The organism is Marinococcus halotolerans DSM 16375, assembly GCF_000420725.1.
GTDB classification, from domain to species: Bacteria; Bacillota; Bacilli; order Bacillales; family Marinococcaceae; genus Marinococcus; species Marinococcus halotolerans.
Genome location: NZ_ATVM01000011.1, coordinates 82,150 through 99,384, shown reverse-complemented (window position 1 = coordinate 99,384; position 17,235 = coordinate 82,150). Strand labels below are relative to the sequence as shown.

At 49.0% G+C, this 17,235-nt stretch carries 19 protein-coding genes; 4 read left to right on the top strand and 15 right to left on the bottom strand.

All coding sequences use genetic code 11. The annotated features are described in order from the left end of the window. Together G548_RS0109665 and G548_RS17845 are read left to right on the top strand one after the other, a co-directional pair. The coding region (locus tag G548_RS0109665; protein WP_022793953.1) for a transposase at positions 1–266 on the top strand (266 nt) is incomplete at its 5' end. Between the two features lie 126 nt (positions 267–392). Continuing rightward, the gene (locus tag G548_RS17845; RefSeq protein ID WP_022793952.1) at positions 393–1,862 is read left to right on the top strand and encodes an alkaline phosphatase; all 1,470 of its coding nucleotides are present in this window, start codon (positions 393–395) and stop codon (positions 1,860–1,862) included. Positions 1,863–1,927: 65 nt separating this feature from the next. Here the strand turns inward: G548_RS17845 and G548_RS17840 are convergent, their stop codons facing one another. Continuing rightward, positions 1,928–2,254 (bottom strand): DUF1462 family protein, encoded by a 327-nt coding sequence (locus tag G548_RS17840; protein WP_051143858.1) that lies wholly within the window; start codon positions 2,252–2,254, stop codon positions 1,928–1,930. Positions 2,255–2,437: 183 nt separating this feature from the next. On the opposite strand from G548_RS17840, the gene G548_RS0109650 reads away from it, so the two are divergent. Beyond that, a complete protein-coding gene (locus G548_RS0109650; protein ID WP_022793950.1) occupies positions 2,438–2,680 on the top strand; it encodes a NifU family protein in 243 nt (80 codons plus the stop codon). A gap of 69 nt (positions 2,681–2,749) precedes the next feature. Here the strand turns inward: G548_RS0109650 and thrB are convergent, their stop codons facing one another. The 5 genes from thrB to G548_RS0109625 all read right to left on the bottom strand — a co-directional run bounded on the left by thrB (position 2,750) and on the right by G548_RS0109625 (position 7,428). Then, positions 2,750–3,679, bottom strand: coding sequence for a homoserine kinase (gene thrB / locus G548_RS0109645; RefSeq protein ID WP_022793949.1), 930 nt, complete (start codon positions 3,677–3,679; stop codon positions 2,750–2,752). Next, positions 3,672–4,739, bottom strand: coding sequence for a threonine synthase (thrC, locus tag G548_RS0109640; protein ID WP_022793948.1), 1,068 nt, complete (start codon positions 4,737–4,739; stop codon positions 3,672–3,674). Before thrC ends, thrB begins: the two co-directional genes overlap by 8 nt. Next, positions 4,740–6,041 carry a homoserine dehydrogenase gene (locus G548_RS0109635; protein WP_022793947.1) on the bottom strand — a complete coding sequence of 434 codons (1,302 nt, stop codon included), beginning with the start codon at positions 6,039–6,041 and terminating at the stop codon, positions 4,740–4,742. Between the two features lie 142 nt (positions 6,042–6,183). After that, entirely contained in the window at positions 6,184–6,954 is a 771-nt protein-coding gene (locus G548_RS0109630) for a TIGR01457 family HAD-type hydrolase (protein ID WP_022793946.1), read from the bottom strand. Between the two features lie 15 nt (positions 6,955–6,969). Further along, a complete protein-coding gene (locus tag G548_RS0109625; RefSeq protein WP_022793945.1) occupies positions 6,970–7,428 on the bottom strand; it encodes a DUF86 domain-containing protein in 459 nt (152 codons plus the stop codon). 156 nt (positions 7,429–7,584) lie between these two features. Between G548_RS0109625 and glpX the strand changes: the two genes are divergently transcribed. Next, positions 7,585–8,556 carry a class II fructose-bisphosphatase gene (gene glpX / locus G548_RS0109620; protein WP_022793944.1) on the top strand — a complete coding sequence of 324 codons (972 nt, stop codon included), beginning with the start codon at positions 7,585–7,587 and terminating at the stop codon, positions 8,554–8,556. 27 nt (positions 8,557–8,583) lie between these two features. On the opposite strand, the gene G548_RS17835 is transcribed toward glpX, so the two are convergent. The 9 genes from G548_RS17835 to sufB all read right to left on the bottom strand — a co-directional run bounded on the left by G548_RS17835 (position 8,584) and on the right by sufB (position 17,228). Next, positions 8,584–8,904 carry a YutD family protein gene (locus G548_RS17835; RefSeq protein WP_051143856.1) on the bottom strand — a complete coding sequence of 107 codons (321 nt, stop codon included), beginning with the start codon at positions 8,902–8,904 and terminating at the stop codon, positions 8,584–8,586. Between the two features lie 91 nt (positions 8,905–8,995). After that, entirely contained in the window at positions 8,996–9,919 is a 924-nt protein-coding gene (gene lipA / locus G548_RS0109610) for a lipoyl synthase (RefSeq protein ID WP_281163403.1), read from the bottom strand. Positions 9,920–10,133: 214 nt separating this feature from the next. Continuing rightward, on the bottom strand, positions 10,134–10,238 hold the full coding sequence (locus G548_RS19015) for a methionine/alanine import family NSS transporter small subunit (protein WP_022793941.1): 105 nt from the start codon (positions 10,236–10,238) through the stop codon (positions 10,134–10,136). A gap of 1 nt (position 10,239) precedes the next feature. Beyond that, entirely contained in the window at positions 10,240–11,751 is a 1,512-nt protein-coding gene (locus G548_RS0109600) for a sodium-dependent transporter (RefSeq protein ID WP_022793940.1), read from the bottom strand. A gap of 224 nt (positions 11,752–11,975) precedes the next feature. Next, the gene (locus G548_RS0109595; RefSeq protein WP_022793939.1) at positions 11,976–12,467 is read right to left on the bottom strand and encodes a dihydrofolate reductase; all 492 of its coding nucleotides are present in this window, start codon (positions 12,465–12,467) and stop codon (positions 11,976–11,978) included. Further along, positions 12,464–13,258, bottom strand: a complete 795-nt coding sequence (locus tag G548_RS0109590) for a thymidylate synthase (RefSeq protein WP_022793938.1) — start codon at positions 13,256–13,258, stop codon at positions 12,464–12,466. The genes G548_RS0109595 and G548_RS0109590 overlap by 4 nt, the downstream gene beginning before the upstream one ends. 97 nt (positions 13,259–13,355) lie before the next feature. Next, positions 13,356–14,759: a bifunctional metallophosphatase/5'-nucleotidase gene (locus G548_RS0109580; RefSeq protein WP_022793936.1), complete on the bottom strand. Its 1,404-nt coding sequence runs from the start codon at positions 14,757–14,759 to the stop codon at positions 13,356–13,358. Positions 14,760–14,834: 75 nt separating this feature from the next. Continuing rightward, positions 14,835–15,704 carry a DUF72 domain-containing protein gene (locus G548_RS0109575; protein WP_027847314.1) on the bottom strand — a complete coding sequence of 290 codons (870 nt, stop codon included), beginning with the start codon at positions 15,702–15,704 and terminating at the stop codon, positions 14,835–14,837. A gap of 123 nt (positions 15,705–15,827) precedes the next feature. Beyond that, a complete protein-coding gene (sufB, locus tag G548_RS0109570) occupies positions 15,828–17,228 on the bottom strand; it encodes a Fe-S cluster assembly protein SufB (protein ID WP_022793934.1) in 1,401 nt (466 codons plus the stop codon). Between the last annotated feature and the right edge of the window lie 7 nt (positions 17,229–17,235).

The window sequence follows — 17,235 nt, the reverse complement described above, 5'->3', positions numbered from 1 at the left end:
TCGACGAGCACCCCACGTTACTTACCTTTTATGATTTCCCGTCCGCCATCTGGCGGAGCCTGTATTCCACCAATCTCATCGAATCGTTCAACAAGCAGCTGAAAAAATACGTTAAACGCAAAGAACAGTTTCCGAATGAAGCATCCATCGAACGGTTTTTGGTCAGCCGGTTCGACGCGTACAATCAAAAGTTTTCCACCCGCTGCCACCTGGGCTTCGCCCAGGCCCAACATCAATTGGAAGAGATGTTTCAACGGCAGGGTTAACTTCAAGGCTGGAAGAGGACAGCCGTTTACACAAAATTATTGACGGTCCCTTGCTTCTGGCCCAATTATTATTAACTAAAATTTCAAAAAATATCAAAAGTTATGAATTATTATGGGAGGGTCAGCATGTATTTTTCAAAAAAGTTAACGGTCGGGGTTCTCGCAGGAATGGTCATCAGCTCAGGGAGCCTTCTTCACGCAAGCGGCTCAGCTAATGATAACGCCAACGAGAACGGGGTTGAAAACAGCAGTAAAAATGGTAAGAACGATGTGCCGGAAAATGTCATTGTAATGGTTGGAGACGGCATGGGGATGGGACAGATGGAAATCGCTTCTATGCTTGAATATGGCAAAGAAGGCGAACTGTTTATCGAATCGCTTGAACATACAGGCATGACCAGCACATACTCTGCCGATAACAACGTAACTGATTCAGCCGCAGCCGGCACCGCTATCGCTACCGGCACGAAAACAAATAACGGAAGCATTGGAGTCGACGAAGACGGCAATGAAGTAGACAGTATTTTGGATCAGTACCAGGATGACGGAAAAAAGGTCGGCGTTATTTCCAATAATACGGTCACAGACGCCACTCCCGCTTCATTTACTGCAAGCGTAGCTGATCGCGGAAGCGAAGAGGACATTGCCGAACAGCAGTACGAGGAGAAATATGATGTCCTGCTTGGGGGCGGCGGTGAATTTTTCGGAGCTGATGAGGAAGAAAGCGAAGACAGGCTCGTGGATGATTTTCAGGAAAGCGGCTATGAGTACGCGACTACTGAAGAAGAGCTGGAGGAAGCCGGAACTCCGGACAAGCTGCTCGGCCTGTTTAATGATTCGTACATGAACTATAAAACCGATAAAGACGACGTTGACAGCGAGGAGCCTTCCCTGCAGGCCATGACGGAATCCGGACTCGACGTGCTTTCACAGGATGATGACGGCTTCTTTATGATGGTCGAAGGCGCCCGTATTGACCACGCTGCCCATGCGGCTGACGCGACCGGTGTATGGCAGGAAATGATCGAATTTGACCAAACGGTGGAACAGGTCGTTACCTGGGCAGAAGACCGGGATGACACGCTCGTTGTTGTGCTTTCCGACCATGAAACACTTGGCATGTCCGCAACAGAAACCATGGATGTGGATGGACTAAAAGACATTGAAGTGTCCCCGGAGTATATGGCCCAGCAGCTTGAAACCCGGGAGGACTCTGATCAATACACCGATGAAAGCATTCAGCAGGTGTTCTCGGAATACGCAAATATTGACATTACAGACGAAGAATTAGAAGCGTTCCGGGCAAATATCGAGGATGACGAAGGGGAAGTATACCCTGAGTACCAGGTAGGCTGGGAAATTGGTTCCATTATTGCTGACCACTATGGCGTAGGAGCCCTTGATACCGAAATACGCGCAGAAAGCGATACCGGCGGCCATACAGGAGAAATGGTGCCTCTCTTTGCCACCGGGGCCGGCAGTGAAAATTTCACGGGCTACATGGATAATACCGACATTAAAGGCCTGATCGAGGAAGCTTCTGCCGAACAAACAGGTTCTGGCAAAGAAAACGGCCGTGGCCACGGCAATAATTAATCAGCAATGAATCTATTACCGCTTACGAAGGCCGGACGGAGAATTAACCTCCGCCCGGCCGTTTTTTATTTTTTCGATTGTACTGCCGCGTCTGGTCCCGGCGCTTTTATTTTATCAATTTCCCTGTAGACAGTTTTGAGTCGTGGATTTCCCTCTGCCACTACCGTGTCGTTCACCGTCACGAGTGGGTAAAAGTATTCTTCCTGTCTGACTTTTTCTGCGATGGGATCAGAAGCTGACTTCGGATCTTCAATATCAATATGTTTTACATCTGGAGGGTTGTCCGGGTACTTTCTTTGTACTGCAGCTTCGATCCACTCCGCGGTTTCACGGCTTGATGGAAGGTTCACGCAGCTCGGACACTTTTTTTCCGCTCCATAAACTTTTATCATGATCACACAACTGCCTCCTTTTCTTTATCATACTATATCTGCCCTTTCTTCACTATCTTCTGTGCCCGGTTGATAATGATTGTCAAACAGCACCTGTTCATAGTAGAATGCATATATACGTGATGACATTTGAACATAACAGTCCCAAGGTTTATAATAAAAGTATTGAAAGGAGAGATCAACATGCCACAAACGACAGAAGATATGCATGCACAGGTTCAGGAGGTTCTTGAAAAGCTCCGTCCCTTCCTGCTTCGCGACGGAGGCGACGTGGAACTTGTAGATATTGAAGACGGCATCGTTATGGTCCGCCTTATGGGAGCATGCGGCTCCTGCCCTTCCTCGACAATTACACTGAAAGCCGGTATCGAACGCGCACTTTTAGAAGAAGTGCCGGGAGTCAAAGAACTCGAACAGGTATTTTAATAGACGGTAACCACAAAAAGCTCAGGGCGTTAAATGCCCTGAGCTTTTTTATATGCTTTTGTTCCTATTTCAAACCGAGCTTGATACCCCGGCCGGCTGATTAACATAGTGTACGCTTGAGCCGAAGGGCGCCGGCTTGGCTGATTCTACCCGGAACGTCGGGTAGTCTTCCTGGATCGCCCGTTTCACCTCTTCGCCTCTGCCGCTTGGTACAAAGCAGAGAATGGTCGGGCCGGCGCCGCTTAAAGCAGCTCCGTACGCCCCGTACTGCCTTATACCGCTGAGCATTTCCTCAAGACCGGGAACCATGTCTGCGCGGTACGGATGGTGAAAAACGTCCCGCACCATCATCTCACCAGCCATTTTCCAGTCTTCTTTTAGAATAGCTGCAACCAGCACGTTGCTTACGGCGCTTCCGTGAATAGCTGTCGCGTAAGGAAGCTCGGAAGGAAGTGCTCCTCTCGCTTCTTTTGTCAGAAGCTCATTGTCCGGAATGGCAAGCACAAGATCCACATCCGGTACACCGCAGTGCATCACATGCGTTTTTTCCTCTCCATAGGCACCGACAATCAGGCCGCCATACAGTGAAGGCCCGACGTTATCCGGATGTCCTTCCCAGCCGCTTGCAAACTGCATTTTTTCTTCCTTAGACCGGTTCAGACCGGCCATTTCATCTGCCAGTTCAATACCGGCAATAATTGCCGAAGCACTGCTCCCAAGTCCTCTTGCGAGCGGAATATCACTTACCATTTCCACGCGGCAGGGGGACAGTTCCACATCGTATTCAGCGGCATAAGCTGTCGCCGCCTGATAAACAAGATTGTCTTCTTTGTTTGGCAGGCTGCTGAGCTCGGACGATTTTGAGAAAAATTCCCATTCCTCCGCCCGGTCGATGTAAAGCGTAAGATAGCGGTTGACTGCTAATCCTACAGAATCAAATCCTGGTCCTAAATTCGCTGAACTGGCCGGCACAGTGATCGACAATCTTTTATCAGCCACGAACGACTCCTCCCTTGATATGCTCCATAAATGCTTCTTCATTATTTGGAATAACCGTTGGTTTCACCGTCACTTTATCAATCGCCGTACTCGGGTCTTTTAGTCCGTTTCCGGTAAGGACACAGACAACCGAAGAGCCTTTTTTGATTTTTCCGCTTTCGATCTGTTTTTTCAGCCCCGCCAGTGAAGCACAGGAAGCTGGTTCTGCAAAAACGCCTTCTGTTTTGGCGAGCAGCTGATAAGCTTCAACGATCTCATCGTCTGTCACCATATCAATACGTCCGTCTGACTCTTCTGTTACCCGGATAGCTTTATCCCAGCTTGCCGGATTACCGATACGTATAGCTGTAGCGATCGTTTCCGGATCTTTAACGACTTCGCCGCGTACGATGGCGGCTGCACCTTCTGCTTCAAAGCCAAGCATGTTCGGAAGGCCCGTCTGATGCTGCTCATGGTACTCTTTAAACCCTTTCCAGTAAGCTGTGATGTTTCCGGCATTGCCCACCGGGATACAGAGAGCATCCGGCGCTTTTCCGAGTGCTTCACATACTTCATACGCAGCAGTTTTCTGGCCTTCAATACGATAAGGGTTCACAGAATTCACAAGCGTGATCGGTTCTTTTTCACTGATGCTCCGGACGATTTCGAGCGCGTTATCAAAGTTGCCCTGGATTTCAAACACTTCTGCTCCGTACATGACGGCCTGAGCAAGCTTCCCGAGCGCAATTTTTCCTTCCGGAATGACAACGATCGTACGGAGGCCGGCTCTAGTACCGTAGGCAGCCGCCGCTGCAGAGGTATTTCCTGTGGAAGCACAGATAATGGCTTTACTACCCTCTTCTTTCGCCTTCGCTACCGCCATCACCATTCCCCGGTCTTTAAATGAGCCCGTCGGGTTGGTGCCTTCTGTCTTTACGTGAATGTTGACGCCCCATTCTTCTGACAGGCGTTCAAGTGGTATTAACGGTGTATTACCTTCATTCAGGGAAAGCGCCGGCGTATTTTCTGTTACTGGTAAAAAATCTTTATACTGCTTTAAAAGTCCCTGCCAAGCACTCATTTAGCTTCCTCCCTCTACACGGTAGCTGCTTTTAATATCTATCACAACGTCAAGACTGTTTAACGCCTTTTGAAGCCGTTTGTATACATCGAGTGATGTTGTATGCGTAATAATGACAATTTCTGCGGTGTTTACCATTCCCTCCACCGGCCATTGAACGAGACGTTCAAAGCTTACATCCTCTTCAGCAAAGATCGAGGTGAGTGCTGCGAATGTGCCGGTGGCGTCTTTCACGTGCAGGCGGAGAAAGTATTTCGAAAATACTTCCTCGTCCGGCTTAATATGCTTTTCATTCAGCGGCTCACCGACATGCTGGCCGCTGACGCCGAGACGCATATTGCGTACAGAAGTGACAAGATCCGAAACTACCGCTGTGGCAGTTGGAAGCGCGCCGGCTCCCGGGCCGTAAAACATTGTCTCCCCTACCGCTTCACCGTAAATATACACGGCGTTGTATTCGTTTTGCACCGAGGAGAGCGGGTGGTCGTTTGGCAGCATCATTGGCTGCACGGCAAGCTCGACCTTTCCGTTTTTCCGTTCGGCAAGGCCGATCAGCTTTAATGTATAACCCATCTGCCGGCAGTAGGCAAGATCATCTGTAGTAATAGAGGTAATTCCTTCCACGGTAACGTCTGAAAGCTCCACATTCATGGAAAAGCCGAGGTTCGCCAGAATAGCTACTTTTCTGGCAGCGTCAAGACCTTCGACGTCTGCGGTAGGATCACTTTCTGCAAATCCAAGCTCCTGCGCTTCGAGCAGAACTTCCTGGTAAGGCCGGTCGTCCTGGCTCATTTTAGTCAGCACATAGTTGGTCGTTCCGTTCACGATGCCCATCATTTTTGTGATCCGATCAGAGGCAAGCCCTTCCGTAAGGCCTCGCAGCACCGGAATTCCTCCAGCTACGCTCGCTTCATAAAATAAATCGCAGTGACTGTCTGCTGCGATTTTTAACAGCTCTGCCCCGTGGAGGGCCATCAGGTCTTTATTTGCAGTAACAACGCTTTTACCCTGCTGCAGTGCCTGGGTAATATACTTTCTTGCCTGGTCCACGCTCCCCATCACTTCAATAACCGTGTGAATCTCAGGATCACCGAGCACATCATCAGCATCCAACGTCAGCTGATCTTCCCGCAAACTTACCTGGCCGGTTCTTGGCTTTTCCAAATCACGTACCAGGGCTTTCTTTAAAAACACATCAGCACCCACCTGGTGCTGAAGCTCTTGTTTATGCTCTTCAAGCAGTTGAGCCACACCGGCTCCCACCGTTCCAAATCCAAGCATACCTACGGCGATTTTTTCCATTCCTGCTACACTCCTAACTCCCTCTAAAACCTTTATTGCGTTCATTATTTATATAATGTTTATTTTAGGTAAACAAATGTCTTTCTATAAAGGACATTATAACGATATTATTTTCAACTCGCAACCATTACAGTAAAAAAAGCTATAGATAATCAGCCCACTCTGCCAGTGTTTCCACCTGATAGGCAGGAGGAGTTTCTTTAGCCGCAGCCACTTCCCTGCTGGTGACTCCTGTGTTTACATGAATGGTATCTATCCCTGCCCGTACCCCGGCGAGAATATCGGTATCATAATTGTCCCCGATTAACGCCACTTCCTCTTTAGTCAGGCCGAGCGCCTGCATCGCCATGTCCACCATAATAGGCTCCGGCTTGCCGATAAAAATCGGATTTTTCTGCGCAGCTGTCGTAACGACCGACGTGAGCGCCCCATTGCCAGGATGAAAGCCCTGTTCGGTCGGAACAGCCACATCTTCATTAGTGGAAATAAACATGGCACCGCTTCGCACCGCTACTGTCGCCTTACTAAGTTTATCGTATGTAATGCCGCGGTCGAGCCCCATTACAACGGCGTCCGGATTGGTTTCTGTAAGACGGAGGCCGTAGCTCTCCAGCGCCTCCTGAAGCCCCTGTTCCCCAATAACGTACACTGCGGCAGAAGGTGTCTGCTCATGTAAATACCTGGCTGTCGCAAGGGACGTTGTCATCACCTGATCCGCTTCGCATTTAACCCCCATGCCTGCCAGACGTTCAGCCACTGTTTCGGGGGAGGAGGTGGAGTTGTTGGTCATATACAAATGCGGAATGCCTTTATCACGAAGCTGATTCACAAACCGCACAGCCTCCGGAATTGGTTCGCTGCCCCGGTACATAGTCCCGTCCAGATCAATTAAATATGCTTTATACTTTTTCATGGCCGTTCGCCTCCTTTATTCCTTTGTATCCTTTTCTTCAGGCAGGAAGGCAGATACCGGCCCGAGCTCCTCCTCCAGATAATTTCTTACCGACGGACTCACCTTCTTCACAGCGGGCTCTGCTTCCTCAAGCACCTGCCTGACTTCGTCGGATTCAATAGCCGTAAATTCCTGCACGAGCTTTTTTCGGAATGCGACCAACGGCTTAAGCCGGCTGATCACTTCAGATTCGAGTACCCGTTCGTCTTCAAGGATATCGAGAATATCTTCATAGCTGCCCGGGTCCCTCATAATAAAACCATCAATCATCTGATTGCCGACGTCTATCAGCGCTTCAATCCATCCGTGCGCGAGTCTCTCGAGCGCCAGCTGCGTGCCTGCCGTGCTTTCCTCCCGGATCTGCTTATATATACTTCCGAGCTGCTCCATATACTGCAGACGGTCTTCAATTTGTTTTCGGTCTACAAAATACATTCCTCTGCCTCCTTTTCTCATTCTCTATGGTAGCATATCTAACGGCTTCTGCAGACAAAACCATCGCTGAAGACGGCCCATAAATATGGTACGATGGTTAAGCATTTTGCAGGCTTTACATATGCATCTTCTTACAGGAAAGGATGAAATCTATTCATGGATAGAGAATTGGCGCTTGAAATTGTACGTGTCACCGAGGCTGCCGCTGTTTCTTCCGCCCAGTGGCTTGGGCGCGGGAAAAAAATTGAAGCTGATGATGCAGCTACGACTTCGATGAGGTCCATGTTTGATTCCGTGCACTGCCGCGGAACGGTCGTTATCGGCGAAGGAGAACTTGACGAAGCACCTATGCTCTACATTGGGGAAGAAGTGGGAGACGGGGAAGGCCCTGAGGTTGATATCGCTGTTGACCCGCTCGAAGGAACGAACATTGTTGCAAGTGGCCGGGCCAACGCTGTCGCTGTCATTGCAATCGGAGACCGCGGCACGCTTCTTCATGCACCGGACATGTACATGGAAAAAATCGCTGTCGGACCGAAAGCTGCAGGGAGTGTCCGCCTGGACGACCCGATCGAAACTACTATCGATACCATTGCTAAAACAAGCAACAAACGGGTCCGGGATGTGACGGTTATTATCCAGGACCGCGAGCGTCACCAGCAGCTCATCGACCGCGTCCGGGCCAAAGGCGCGCGGGTGAAGCTGTTTGGCGACGGGGACGTAGGAGCTTCCATCGCAGCTGCGCTTCCGCGCACGGGCATTGATTTATTCCTTGGCACCGGCGGGGCTCCGGAAGGCGTCATCTCGGCTGCTGCTGTTAAAGCACTTGGCGGGGACATGCAGGCCCGCCTTGTACCCTCAGATGCTGAAGAAAAAGAGCGCTGCAGGGAGATGGGTATTACAGACACAAGCAAGGTGCTTCAGCTGTCTGATCTCGTAAAAGGAGATGATGCTATCTTTGCGGCGACTGGGGTTTCAAGCGGTGAACTGCTTGACGGGGTTCGTTTTCTCGGCGGAGACCTTGCCGAAACGGATTCCATCGTGATGCGTGCCAAAACCCGTACCGTCCGCTATATTAAAGCCCAGCATCACCTTGACTACAAGCCTCATCTTCTAGCTGAAGAATAAACAAAAAACCCCCGGCCCGGGGGTTTTTTACGTTATTGATTCCTCTGCTTCTTCCTCTGTTTCTTCCTTTTGCTCCTGCCGGAGCTTTTTTAATACAAAATAAGCACAGCCAAAATTACAGTACTCCAACAAGTAGTCTTCAAGGGTACCGATTTTAAAATCGTGGGGGACTTTTTTCCGGTCGTTTTCAAAAAAGCCGCGCATGCGGAGCTGCTCATGCCCCCAGTCCCCCACAACATAGTCATACTTGTTCAGCACTTCACTGTAACGTTCTTTAAACGCTTCTTCATTCCAGCCTTCCCGAAAATCTTCAAGCAATTCATAACGCTGTCCCTGAACTCGAATCAATGAGCTCCCCTCCTTTGCTGTGCCCGGCCCTTCCAAAAGAAAAACCAGCATCCGAAAAGAGGAACTGGTTTTTCCAGGGACGGGCTCTCATTTATTGATACTTGCTTGCTTCCATCTGTACCTGTGCTTCGTTCACCTGCTCATCAGCATGGTAGGAGGAACGGACAAGCGGACCAGACTCACAGTGGCTGAATCCTTTTGTCATCGCAATTTCTTTCAGCTCTGCAAATTCCTCCGGCGTATAATATCTTTGGACTTTTAAATGCTTTTTCGTCGGCTGCAGATACTGGCCGATCGTCATAATATCAACGTCGTGTGCCCGCAGGTCATCCATAGCCTGAATGATTTCCTCTTTTGTTTCTCCAAGGCCGACCATCAGACTCGATTTAGTTGGAATATCCGGATGGAGCTCCTTAGAATACTGAAGGAAGTCAAGGGAACGACGGTATTTGGCACGGGCACGCACCCGCGGTGTCAGCCGTTCCACTGTTTCGATATTGTGGTTCAGGATGTTCGGTCTTGCTTCCATTAAAATGTCCAGGTTTTCCGGGGTACCGGACATATCAGATGGCAGCACTTCGATTGTCGTGCCAGGATTTTTCCGGCGGACGGCACGAATGGTTTCGGCAAATACTTCCGAGCCTCCGTCTTTAAGATCGTCTCTGGCTACAGCTGTAATAACGACGTGCTTCAGCCCCATTTGTTCGACGGAATCAGCGACACGTTCAGGCTCGCCCCAGTCCAGTTCGTTTGGAAGACCGGTTTTAACAGCGCAGAAACGACAGCCACGCGTACAGGTATCACCGAGGATCATGAATGTAGCCGTTTTTCTGACTGCCCAGCATTCGTGGATGTTCGGGCATCTGGCTTCTTCACATACCGTGTGAAGATTTTTCTCCCGCATCATTTTTTTCAGCCCTTTGTAGGACTCATTGGTGTTTAATTTTATTTTCAGCCATTCCGGCTTGCGGATGTATTCTTCCGTTTTTGCCATGATGCTCTCACTCCCAGTTATGAATAATAAAAAGCCTGTTTGTGCTCTATCTGTCGTATATGTTTGATTAGACTGGCCAGTTTTTACTGTTTTCCTTTATACTTTAACACGTTCCACAGGTTCAGACAATTCATAGACGTTCTTCTTTACCGCCCGCAAACGCGTCAGCAGCCGGGAACAGAAAAAGCCAGCATACAAAAAGCAGCCCGGCTGCTTCCTCCCGGGCTGCTTCATTTTATTTTTGTTTCGAGGCTTTTTTTGCGTTTAAAAGGCTTGCCACAAGACCGCCCCATATAATAACCATTCCTACGACCATTGTTATAATTGCTCCGGCTGTCAATTTACTCAGCCTCCTCTTTGGATAAGCCTTTCCAGCGTATGAGAGACATAATAATACCTACCGCTAAAGCAGCGAGGGCCACGGCCCATCCGCTGGCGAAAATAAATCCGTCTGTATAACCGGCGTAATTTCCATTTTCAGTATCAAACTGCTTTAAAATATTTTGCAGGAATAAATCAATCATCATGTAACCAAGTACAATTGGCGTAATAACGCCAAGACATACTTTCCACCAGCCGCCAAGGCGGATATCAGAAATGGCGTTGGCGTGCTGTTGAAATTCCGGCAGCTTGCGGAGCACCCAGGCAATCAATACTACTTCCACCAGGCCAAGCAGAGCCACGCCGAACTGATTGATAAAGTAATCGGCTGCGTCAAGGAAGTTCAGACCGCCACGGGTAGCAAACACGAGGGAACACAGCGCCGCTGCACCGCCGCCGATACCGACTGCTTTCCCGCGCGTCCAGCCGAATTTTTCCTGCAGTCCTTTAATATACGTCTCGGCGATAGATATAAGTGATGATAACCCGGCCAGGGCGAGCGACAGGAAGAAAAGAACACCAAACAGGCCGCTGAGCGCCGGAAATTCACTGATAATCTGCGGAAAGACCACAAAGGCAAGTCCGACACCGCCGGCCACGACTTCTTCCACTCCGACGTTCAGCTGCTGAGCCATAAACCCGAGAGCTGAAAAGACGCCGATTCCGGCAAGCAGCTCAAAGCTCGAGTTACTAAAGCCGGTAATAAAGGCATTGTTTGTAATGTCTGACTTCTTCGGCAGATAACTGGAATAGGTGATCATAATCGCAAAAGCGATAGATAAACTAAAGAAAATCTGTCCGTATGCGGCAACCCAGACGCCGCCCTGGGTAAGTGCCCCAAAATCCGGTTCGAAGAAAGCCTGCAGCCCCTGAGCCGCTCCCGGAAGAGTGACCGCGCGGATGCAGATGATAAGAAAGATAACGACCAGCGTCGGAATAAAAATCCGGTTCGCCAGTTCAATCCCGCGCTGCACCCCTTTAAATAATATGCCGAGCGCGATCGCCCAGACGAGGATTAACGGAATAAGCACCCCGATCGTCATGCCGCCGAACTGCCCGGGAGCTGCCAGCTGCAGGTAGTCGTTAAACAAAAACGCTTCGGTGTCTGCCCCCCAGCTTAAATTGAAGGAAAAAACTGTGTAGGACAAGGACCAGGCGATGATAACAGGATAATATGTAGAAATAACAAATGCTACCGCCACGGCCCACCAGCCGATCCACTCCACATTTTTGTTCATTTTTGAATACGTTCTTGGTGCTGCGCTCCGGTATTTATGACCCATGGTAAATTCCATGATCAAAAGTGGAATACCTGCTGTCAGCAGCGCAAATAAATATGGGATAAAAAACGCGCCGCCGCCGTTTTCAAACGCCGTAGCCGGAAAGCGCCAAATGTTTCCGAGCCCGATCGCAGATCCAACTGCTGCCATAATAAAGCCCGCACGTGTTCCCCATTGTTCTCTTGCAGCCATGAAGCTTCCTCCTTTTTGTCTGTTACATGACTATGTGAACATCTGCAGATGCACAACTTTTGTCTGATAATTCATTATATTTATCTTTCTTTGCCTTGTCAAAGTACACGGGAGAAAAGTTTTTTGGAAGCGCCATCTTTTTTCCTTCCCATTTGGCCCATAGTATGTAAGTGAATAAAAGCAGCCTGCTGCAATTTAAAGACTGCAGCAGGCTTTTAAGGATTTTAAATGTTACTTTTTCGTTTGTAGGTTACGTACCGGTGCGGATGCTTGTTTTTTTCATCCACAGGTCCTTCTTCCTTTTCAGCAATCTCCCATTCCGACTCATTCCATTCCGGAAAATACGTATCTCCCGGAACATCGGCGTCAATATGGGTCAGATACATATAAGAAGCGTCCGGCAGCAGTTCTGTGAAAACCCCGCTGCCTCCGATAACGTAATACAGCTTCTCTTCTCCGGCAAGCCGGCGGATTTCTTCAATATCATGCACCACCTGCGCACCCTCATGTGACCAGTCTGTATTTCCCGTAATAACGATATTCGTGCGTGATGGAAGCGGCCCGTTCATCGATTCAAACGTTTTTCTGCCCATAATAACAGTCCCGTGCTTTGTTACCTGCTGAAAATGCTTCAGGTCAGCAGGAAGATGCCAGGGGAGGTCATTTTTATATCCGATCACCCGATCATTTGCGACTGCGGCTACAAATGCGATCATACAGACACCTCTCCTTTTATATGCGGATGCGGGTCGTATCCTTCGAGGGAAAAATCATCAATGGTAAAATCAAAAATAGAGTCCACGTTCCGGGTAATTTTCATTTCCGGAAGACTTCTTGGTTCGCGCTCAAGCTGCGTTCTGATTTGTTCCACGTGGTTGTTATAAATATGGGCGTCCCCGAATGTATGAATAAATTCTCCAGGCTCAAGATCACATACGTGCGCGATCATTTGCGTTAAAAGGGCGTAGGAAGCGATGTTAAACGGCACGCCGAGAAAAATATCTGCGCTCCGCTGATACAGCTGGCATGACAGCTTTCCGTCCTGAACGTAGAACTGAAACAGACAGTGGCACGGCGCAAGCGCCATATCTTCGATTTCTGCCGCGTTCCAGGCGCTGACAATCAGTCTCCTTGAGTCCGGGTTCGTTTTGATCGCTTCCACCACGTCGGAAATCTGGTCCACCGTCCTGCCTCCTGCTCCTTCCCATGAACGCCACTGCTTGCCATAGATTGGCCCTAAATTACCTTCTTCGTCTGCCCAGGAGTCCCAGATCTTCACTTTATTTTCTTTCAGATAGGCAATGTTCGTTTCTCCCTGTAAAAACCAAAGCAGCTCATGAATGATGGAACGCAGGTGCAGCTTTTTTGTGGTGACCACCGGGAATCCCTGCTGCAGATCAAAGCGCATCTGCCATCCAAAGGTGCTGATTGTTCCAGTGCCGGTTCTGTCATCTTTCTTTCCGCCATTTTCAAGAACATGACGGCAGAGATCTAAGTACTGTTTCACGTTTGTTCCTCCTTATGTTTGTACTTCAATTGCCGCATGACAGAAGCACCTTCAAGCTTAACAGCAAGCTGAAGGCTTTCCATCTGCAGACGGATCATCAGGATCCGGCCGTATACTGCTTTACCAGCACATCGGTCAGAATATCCCGCATCATTTCCGGCATATAGTATCGTTTCGACTCTGCGTTGGACAAGCCGGTGTATAACGGGCCGAGCGTAAACATATCAAGGGTGGCCAGCTCATACGTTTCTGCGTGGTCAAGCAGCTCATGCCCAACCCGGACACTCTGCACCGTCCACTCCCCGTATTCGTAGTCCGCTTCTATCTGCATGCCGCTAAATACCATATGGCCAAGCATCTCTCCGCGAAAGCCAAAGCCTTTCAGCGGTAGACGAATCATTTCCTCCGTAAAAGCTTTTTTCACCACCTCTTCAAGCACATACCCTTTCACTGCGACCACACATGGGTTAATTGGGTGCGGGCACAGGCGGTGAATATCCTTTTTCGTCACCGGCCCTGCCGGCAGTGAATGAAGCAGCAGCCCTGAATTCAACATGGAAATTTCTGTTTTGCACCATTCCCGCAGTCCATCGGCAAGAAGCGAGGCAAATGGAGATTCCTGAGTCCATGATACTGATAAGGGCTCTGCAATTTCTGTCACTACTTCATTCATATCTTTATCTGCTTCGTCCTCGAGCGCTCCCAGAAGCCTTTCAGTGATTGGGGAAGGCTTTAGCCGGCGCATATCCACCGTCCTGCCAACGATGCCGGAGAGACGCTGCGCGTCCCCTTCAAAAAGGAGCTCAAGCTCCCCTGCGTGCGTACCAAATTTTCCGCACTGTGTAATCAGTGTATTGTCCACCCATTCCGGCTCTTCAAGCAAATGGTGGGTGTGCGCCCCGAGAATGACATCAAAATCATACGAGGAAGCGAGCTCCAGATCCTTCGGGTAGCCGAGATGCGACATTAAAATCACCACGTCCGACTGTTCCCGGATCTCGGGCAGAAATGCTTCTATCACCTGCTCCGGATCTGTGATTTTCCAGTCCAGTCCTTCATAAAACGGATAAAAAGGAACGGTTACACCGAGCAGGCCGATCCGTACCCCTTCTTTTGTCGTATGGATACTATATGGCTCCGCCCATTCGGGACGGCGGCCGTCTGTATCAAACAAGTTGGCCAGAAGCACCTGAAACCCGGCTTCATCGTACATATGATTCAGCTCTTCTTTTGCAAACGTAATGCCTTCATTGTTTCCAATCGCTGCATATTGAATGCCGGCTTCATTCATCAGCTCCACATTTCCTTTTCCCCGTGTAGCTTCTGTGACGGCGTGGACCCGGTCAGTATGGTCCCCGAGATCCAGAAGAAGCACTGACTCCCCCCGCTCCTGCCGGAATTTTTCCCGTTCTTTTAAATATGCTGCTGTGCGTGTCCATTGATCCAAATCGCTGTGAATGTCGTTTGTATGATACAGGTAAACAGAAAAACTGGAGGACAACAGGTCTCACCGCCTTTGTGCTCGTCTTTACATGCTAAAGTGCAGAACGAGTGCGTTTCATCTTCTTTTATCTTACTACGAATCACGGGTGTCGTCATCAAAGAGCGAAGTTTGTTTTGGGGTAAGCCCTTCGTATTCAATACCGGAAAGCTCGAGCAGCCGGCGCGCGTTCGGAGCAGCGTGACGTTCGGAATTATTATTAAAAATCATGTACACGTCGCTGCTTTCTTTCTGCAGCCTTTCTGCCCGTTCCTGCCATTCCCGAAGCTCTGCATCGGAATAATTATAGCGGTAGCGCACCTTCCGCCACTCCTGGCCGCGTGCTGGCTTCAACCACGCGTTCTTGTCGCGCCCGTGCAAACGAATTAACGTTTTGGAAGACGTCGTGGCTTCCTCAACAATCGGCACTGAGCCGCCTTCAATCTGCGGTTCGTCCACCACGGAATGGATCCAGTCTTCATTTTTCATGAATTCGAGTGTTTTTTCCCGGAAGGTTGGATGGAACCATGATTCATGGCGGAACTCAAGGGCGCAGGGGAATTCGTGCAGCTGATCTCTTAAGTAGCGGAGATAGTCCACATTTTCCCGGTTACATTCAAACCAGGGTGGAAACTGGCAGAGCACCATCGCTAATTTGCCTGCTTCTTTCATCGGACGTACCGAAAGAGCATACTGCTCGAACATTTCCTTTTTTGATTCATATTTACTCGGGCCTCGCTGGTGCCCGGTCATTTCCTGATAAGCCTTCATAATAAATTGAAACGAATCCGGTGTTTCCCGGAGCCATTTATCAATATTTTTCTTCGGCTGAATAGCGTAGAAGGAAGAATCCACCTCTACCGTTGGAAAATACTTGCTGTATTCCTTCAGCTTGTCAGTCTGCTTTAATCCTTTTGGATAAAGGGAGTCATGATCCCCCCAGCCGGTTAAGCCAACGTATATCATCATTTATTCACCTCCCTTTTCTTTTCACGTTCTTCTTTAAAATAAAACAAAAAAACTGCCCTTCTTAGAGCAGTAACAGCTCTTCAAAGGACAGTTTCCCATTTTTCGTACTGGTCGCGGAAATTAACCGATCGAGCCTTCCATTTCAAAGCTGATCAAACGGTTCATTTCTACGGCATATTCCATTGGCAGTTCTTTTGTGAACGGCTCAATGAAGCCCATAACGATCATTTCAGTTGCTTCCTGCTCACCAACGCCACGGCTCATCAGATAGAAGAGCTGCTCTTCTGATACTTTGGATACCGTTGCTTCGTGCTCAAGAGCAATGTTGTTGTTATAAATTTCGTTGTACGGAATTGTATCCGAAGTGGATTCGTTATCCATAATCAACGTATCACATTCGATTTTCGACTTGGAACCGTCAGACTTACGTCCAAAGTTCGCAATGCCGCGGTACGTTACTTTTCCGCCCTGTTTCGAAATAGATTTCGAAACGATCGTGGAAGAACAGTTAGGAGCCAGGTGCATTACCTTTGCGCCTGCGTCCTGATGCTGGCCGCGGCCGGCGATAGCGATGGAAAGAACAGTACCTTTCGCACCTTCACCGCGCATAATAATCGATGGATATTTCATCGTCAGTTTAGAACCGATGTTACCGTCAACCCACTCCATCGTAGCGCCTGCGTCTGCAACAGCCCGTTTTGTTACGAGGTTGTAAACGTTTGGAGCCCAGTTTTGAATTGTTGTGTAACGGCAGTACGCATCTTTTTTCACGATGATTTCAACAACGGCACTGTGCAGGGAATCCGTGGAGTAAACTGGTGCGGTACACCCTTCCACATAATGCACGGAGCTGCCTTCGTCTGCAATGATCAGCGTACGCTCAAACTGTCCCATGTTTTCCGAATTAATCCGGAAATAAGCCTGAAGCGGTGTTTCTACTTTTGCACCTTTTGGTACATAGATGAAAGAACCGCCGGACCATACTGCGGAGTTCAGCGCCGAGAATTTGTTATCTGACGGCGGAATGACTTTTCCGAAGTGCTCACGGAACAATTCTTCGTTCTCTTTCACTGCTGTATCTGTGTCTTTAAACACGATACCCTGATCTTCAAGCTCTTTTTCCATGTTGTGATATACAACTTCGGATTCGTACTGTGCAGATACCCCTGCCAGATACTTTTGCTCCGCTTCCGGAATACCGAGCTTGTCGAATGTGTTTTTGATTTCTTCCGGTACTTCGTCCCACGATTTTTCAGAACGCTCGGACGGTTTTACGTAATACGTAATAGCGTCAAAGTCCAGTCCGGAGAGATCGCCGCCCCATTGCGGCATTGGTTTTTTATAGAAGATTTCCAGCGATTTCAGACGGAAGTCGAGCATCCACTGCGGCTCTTCTTTAATTTTAGAAATTTCTTTTACAATTTCATCTGTGAGGCCTTTACCAGAACGGAAGATGGAAACGTCTTTGTCATGAAAACCATACTGATAGTCTTCACCAATTTCCGGCATTTGTTTTGCCATATGAAAA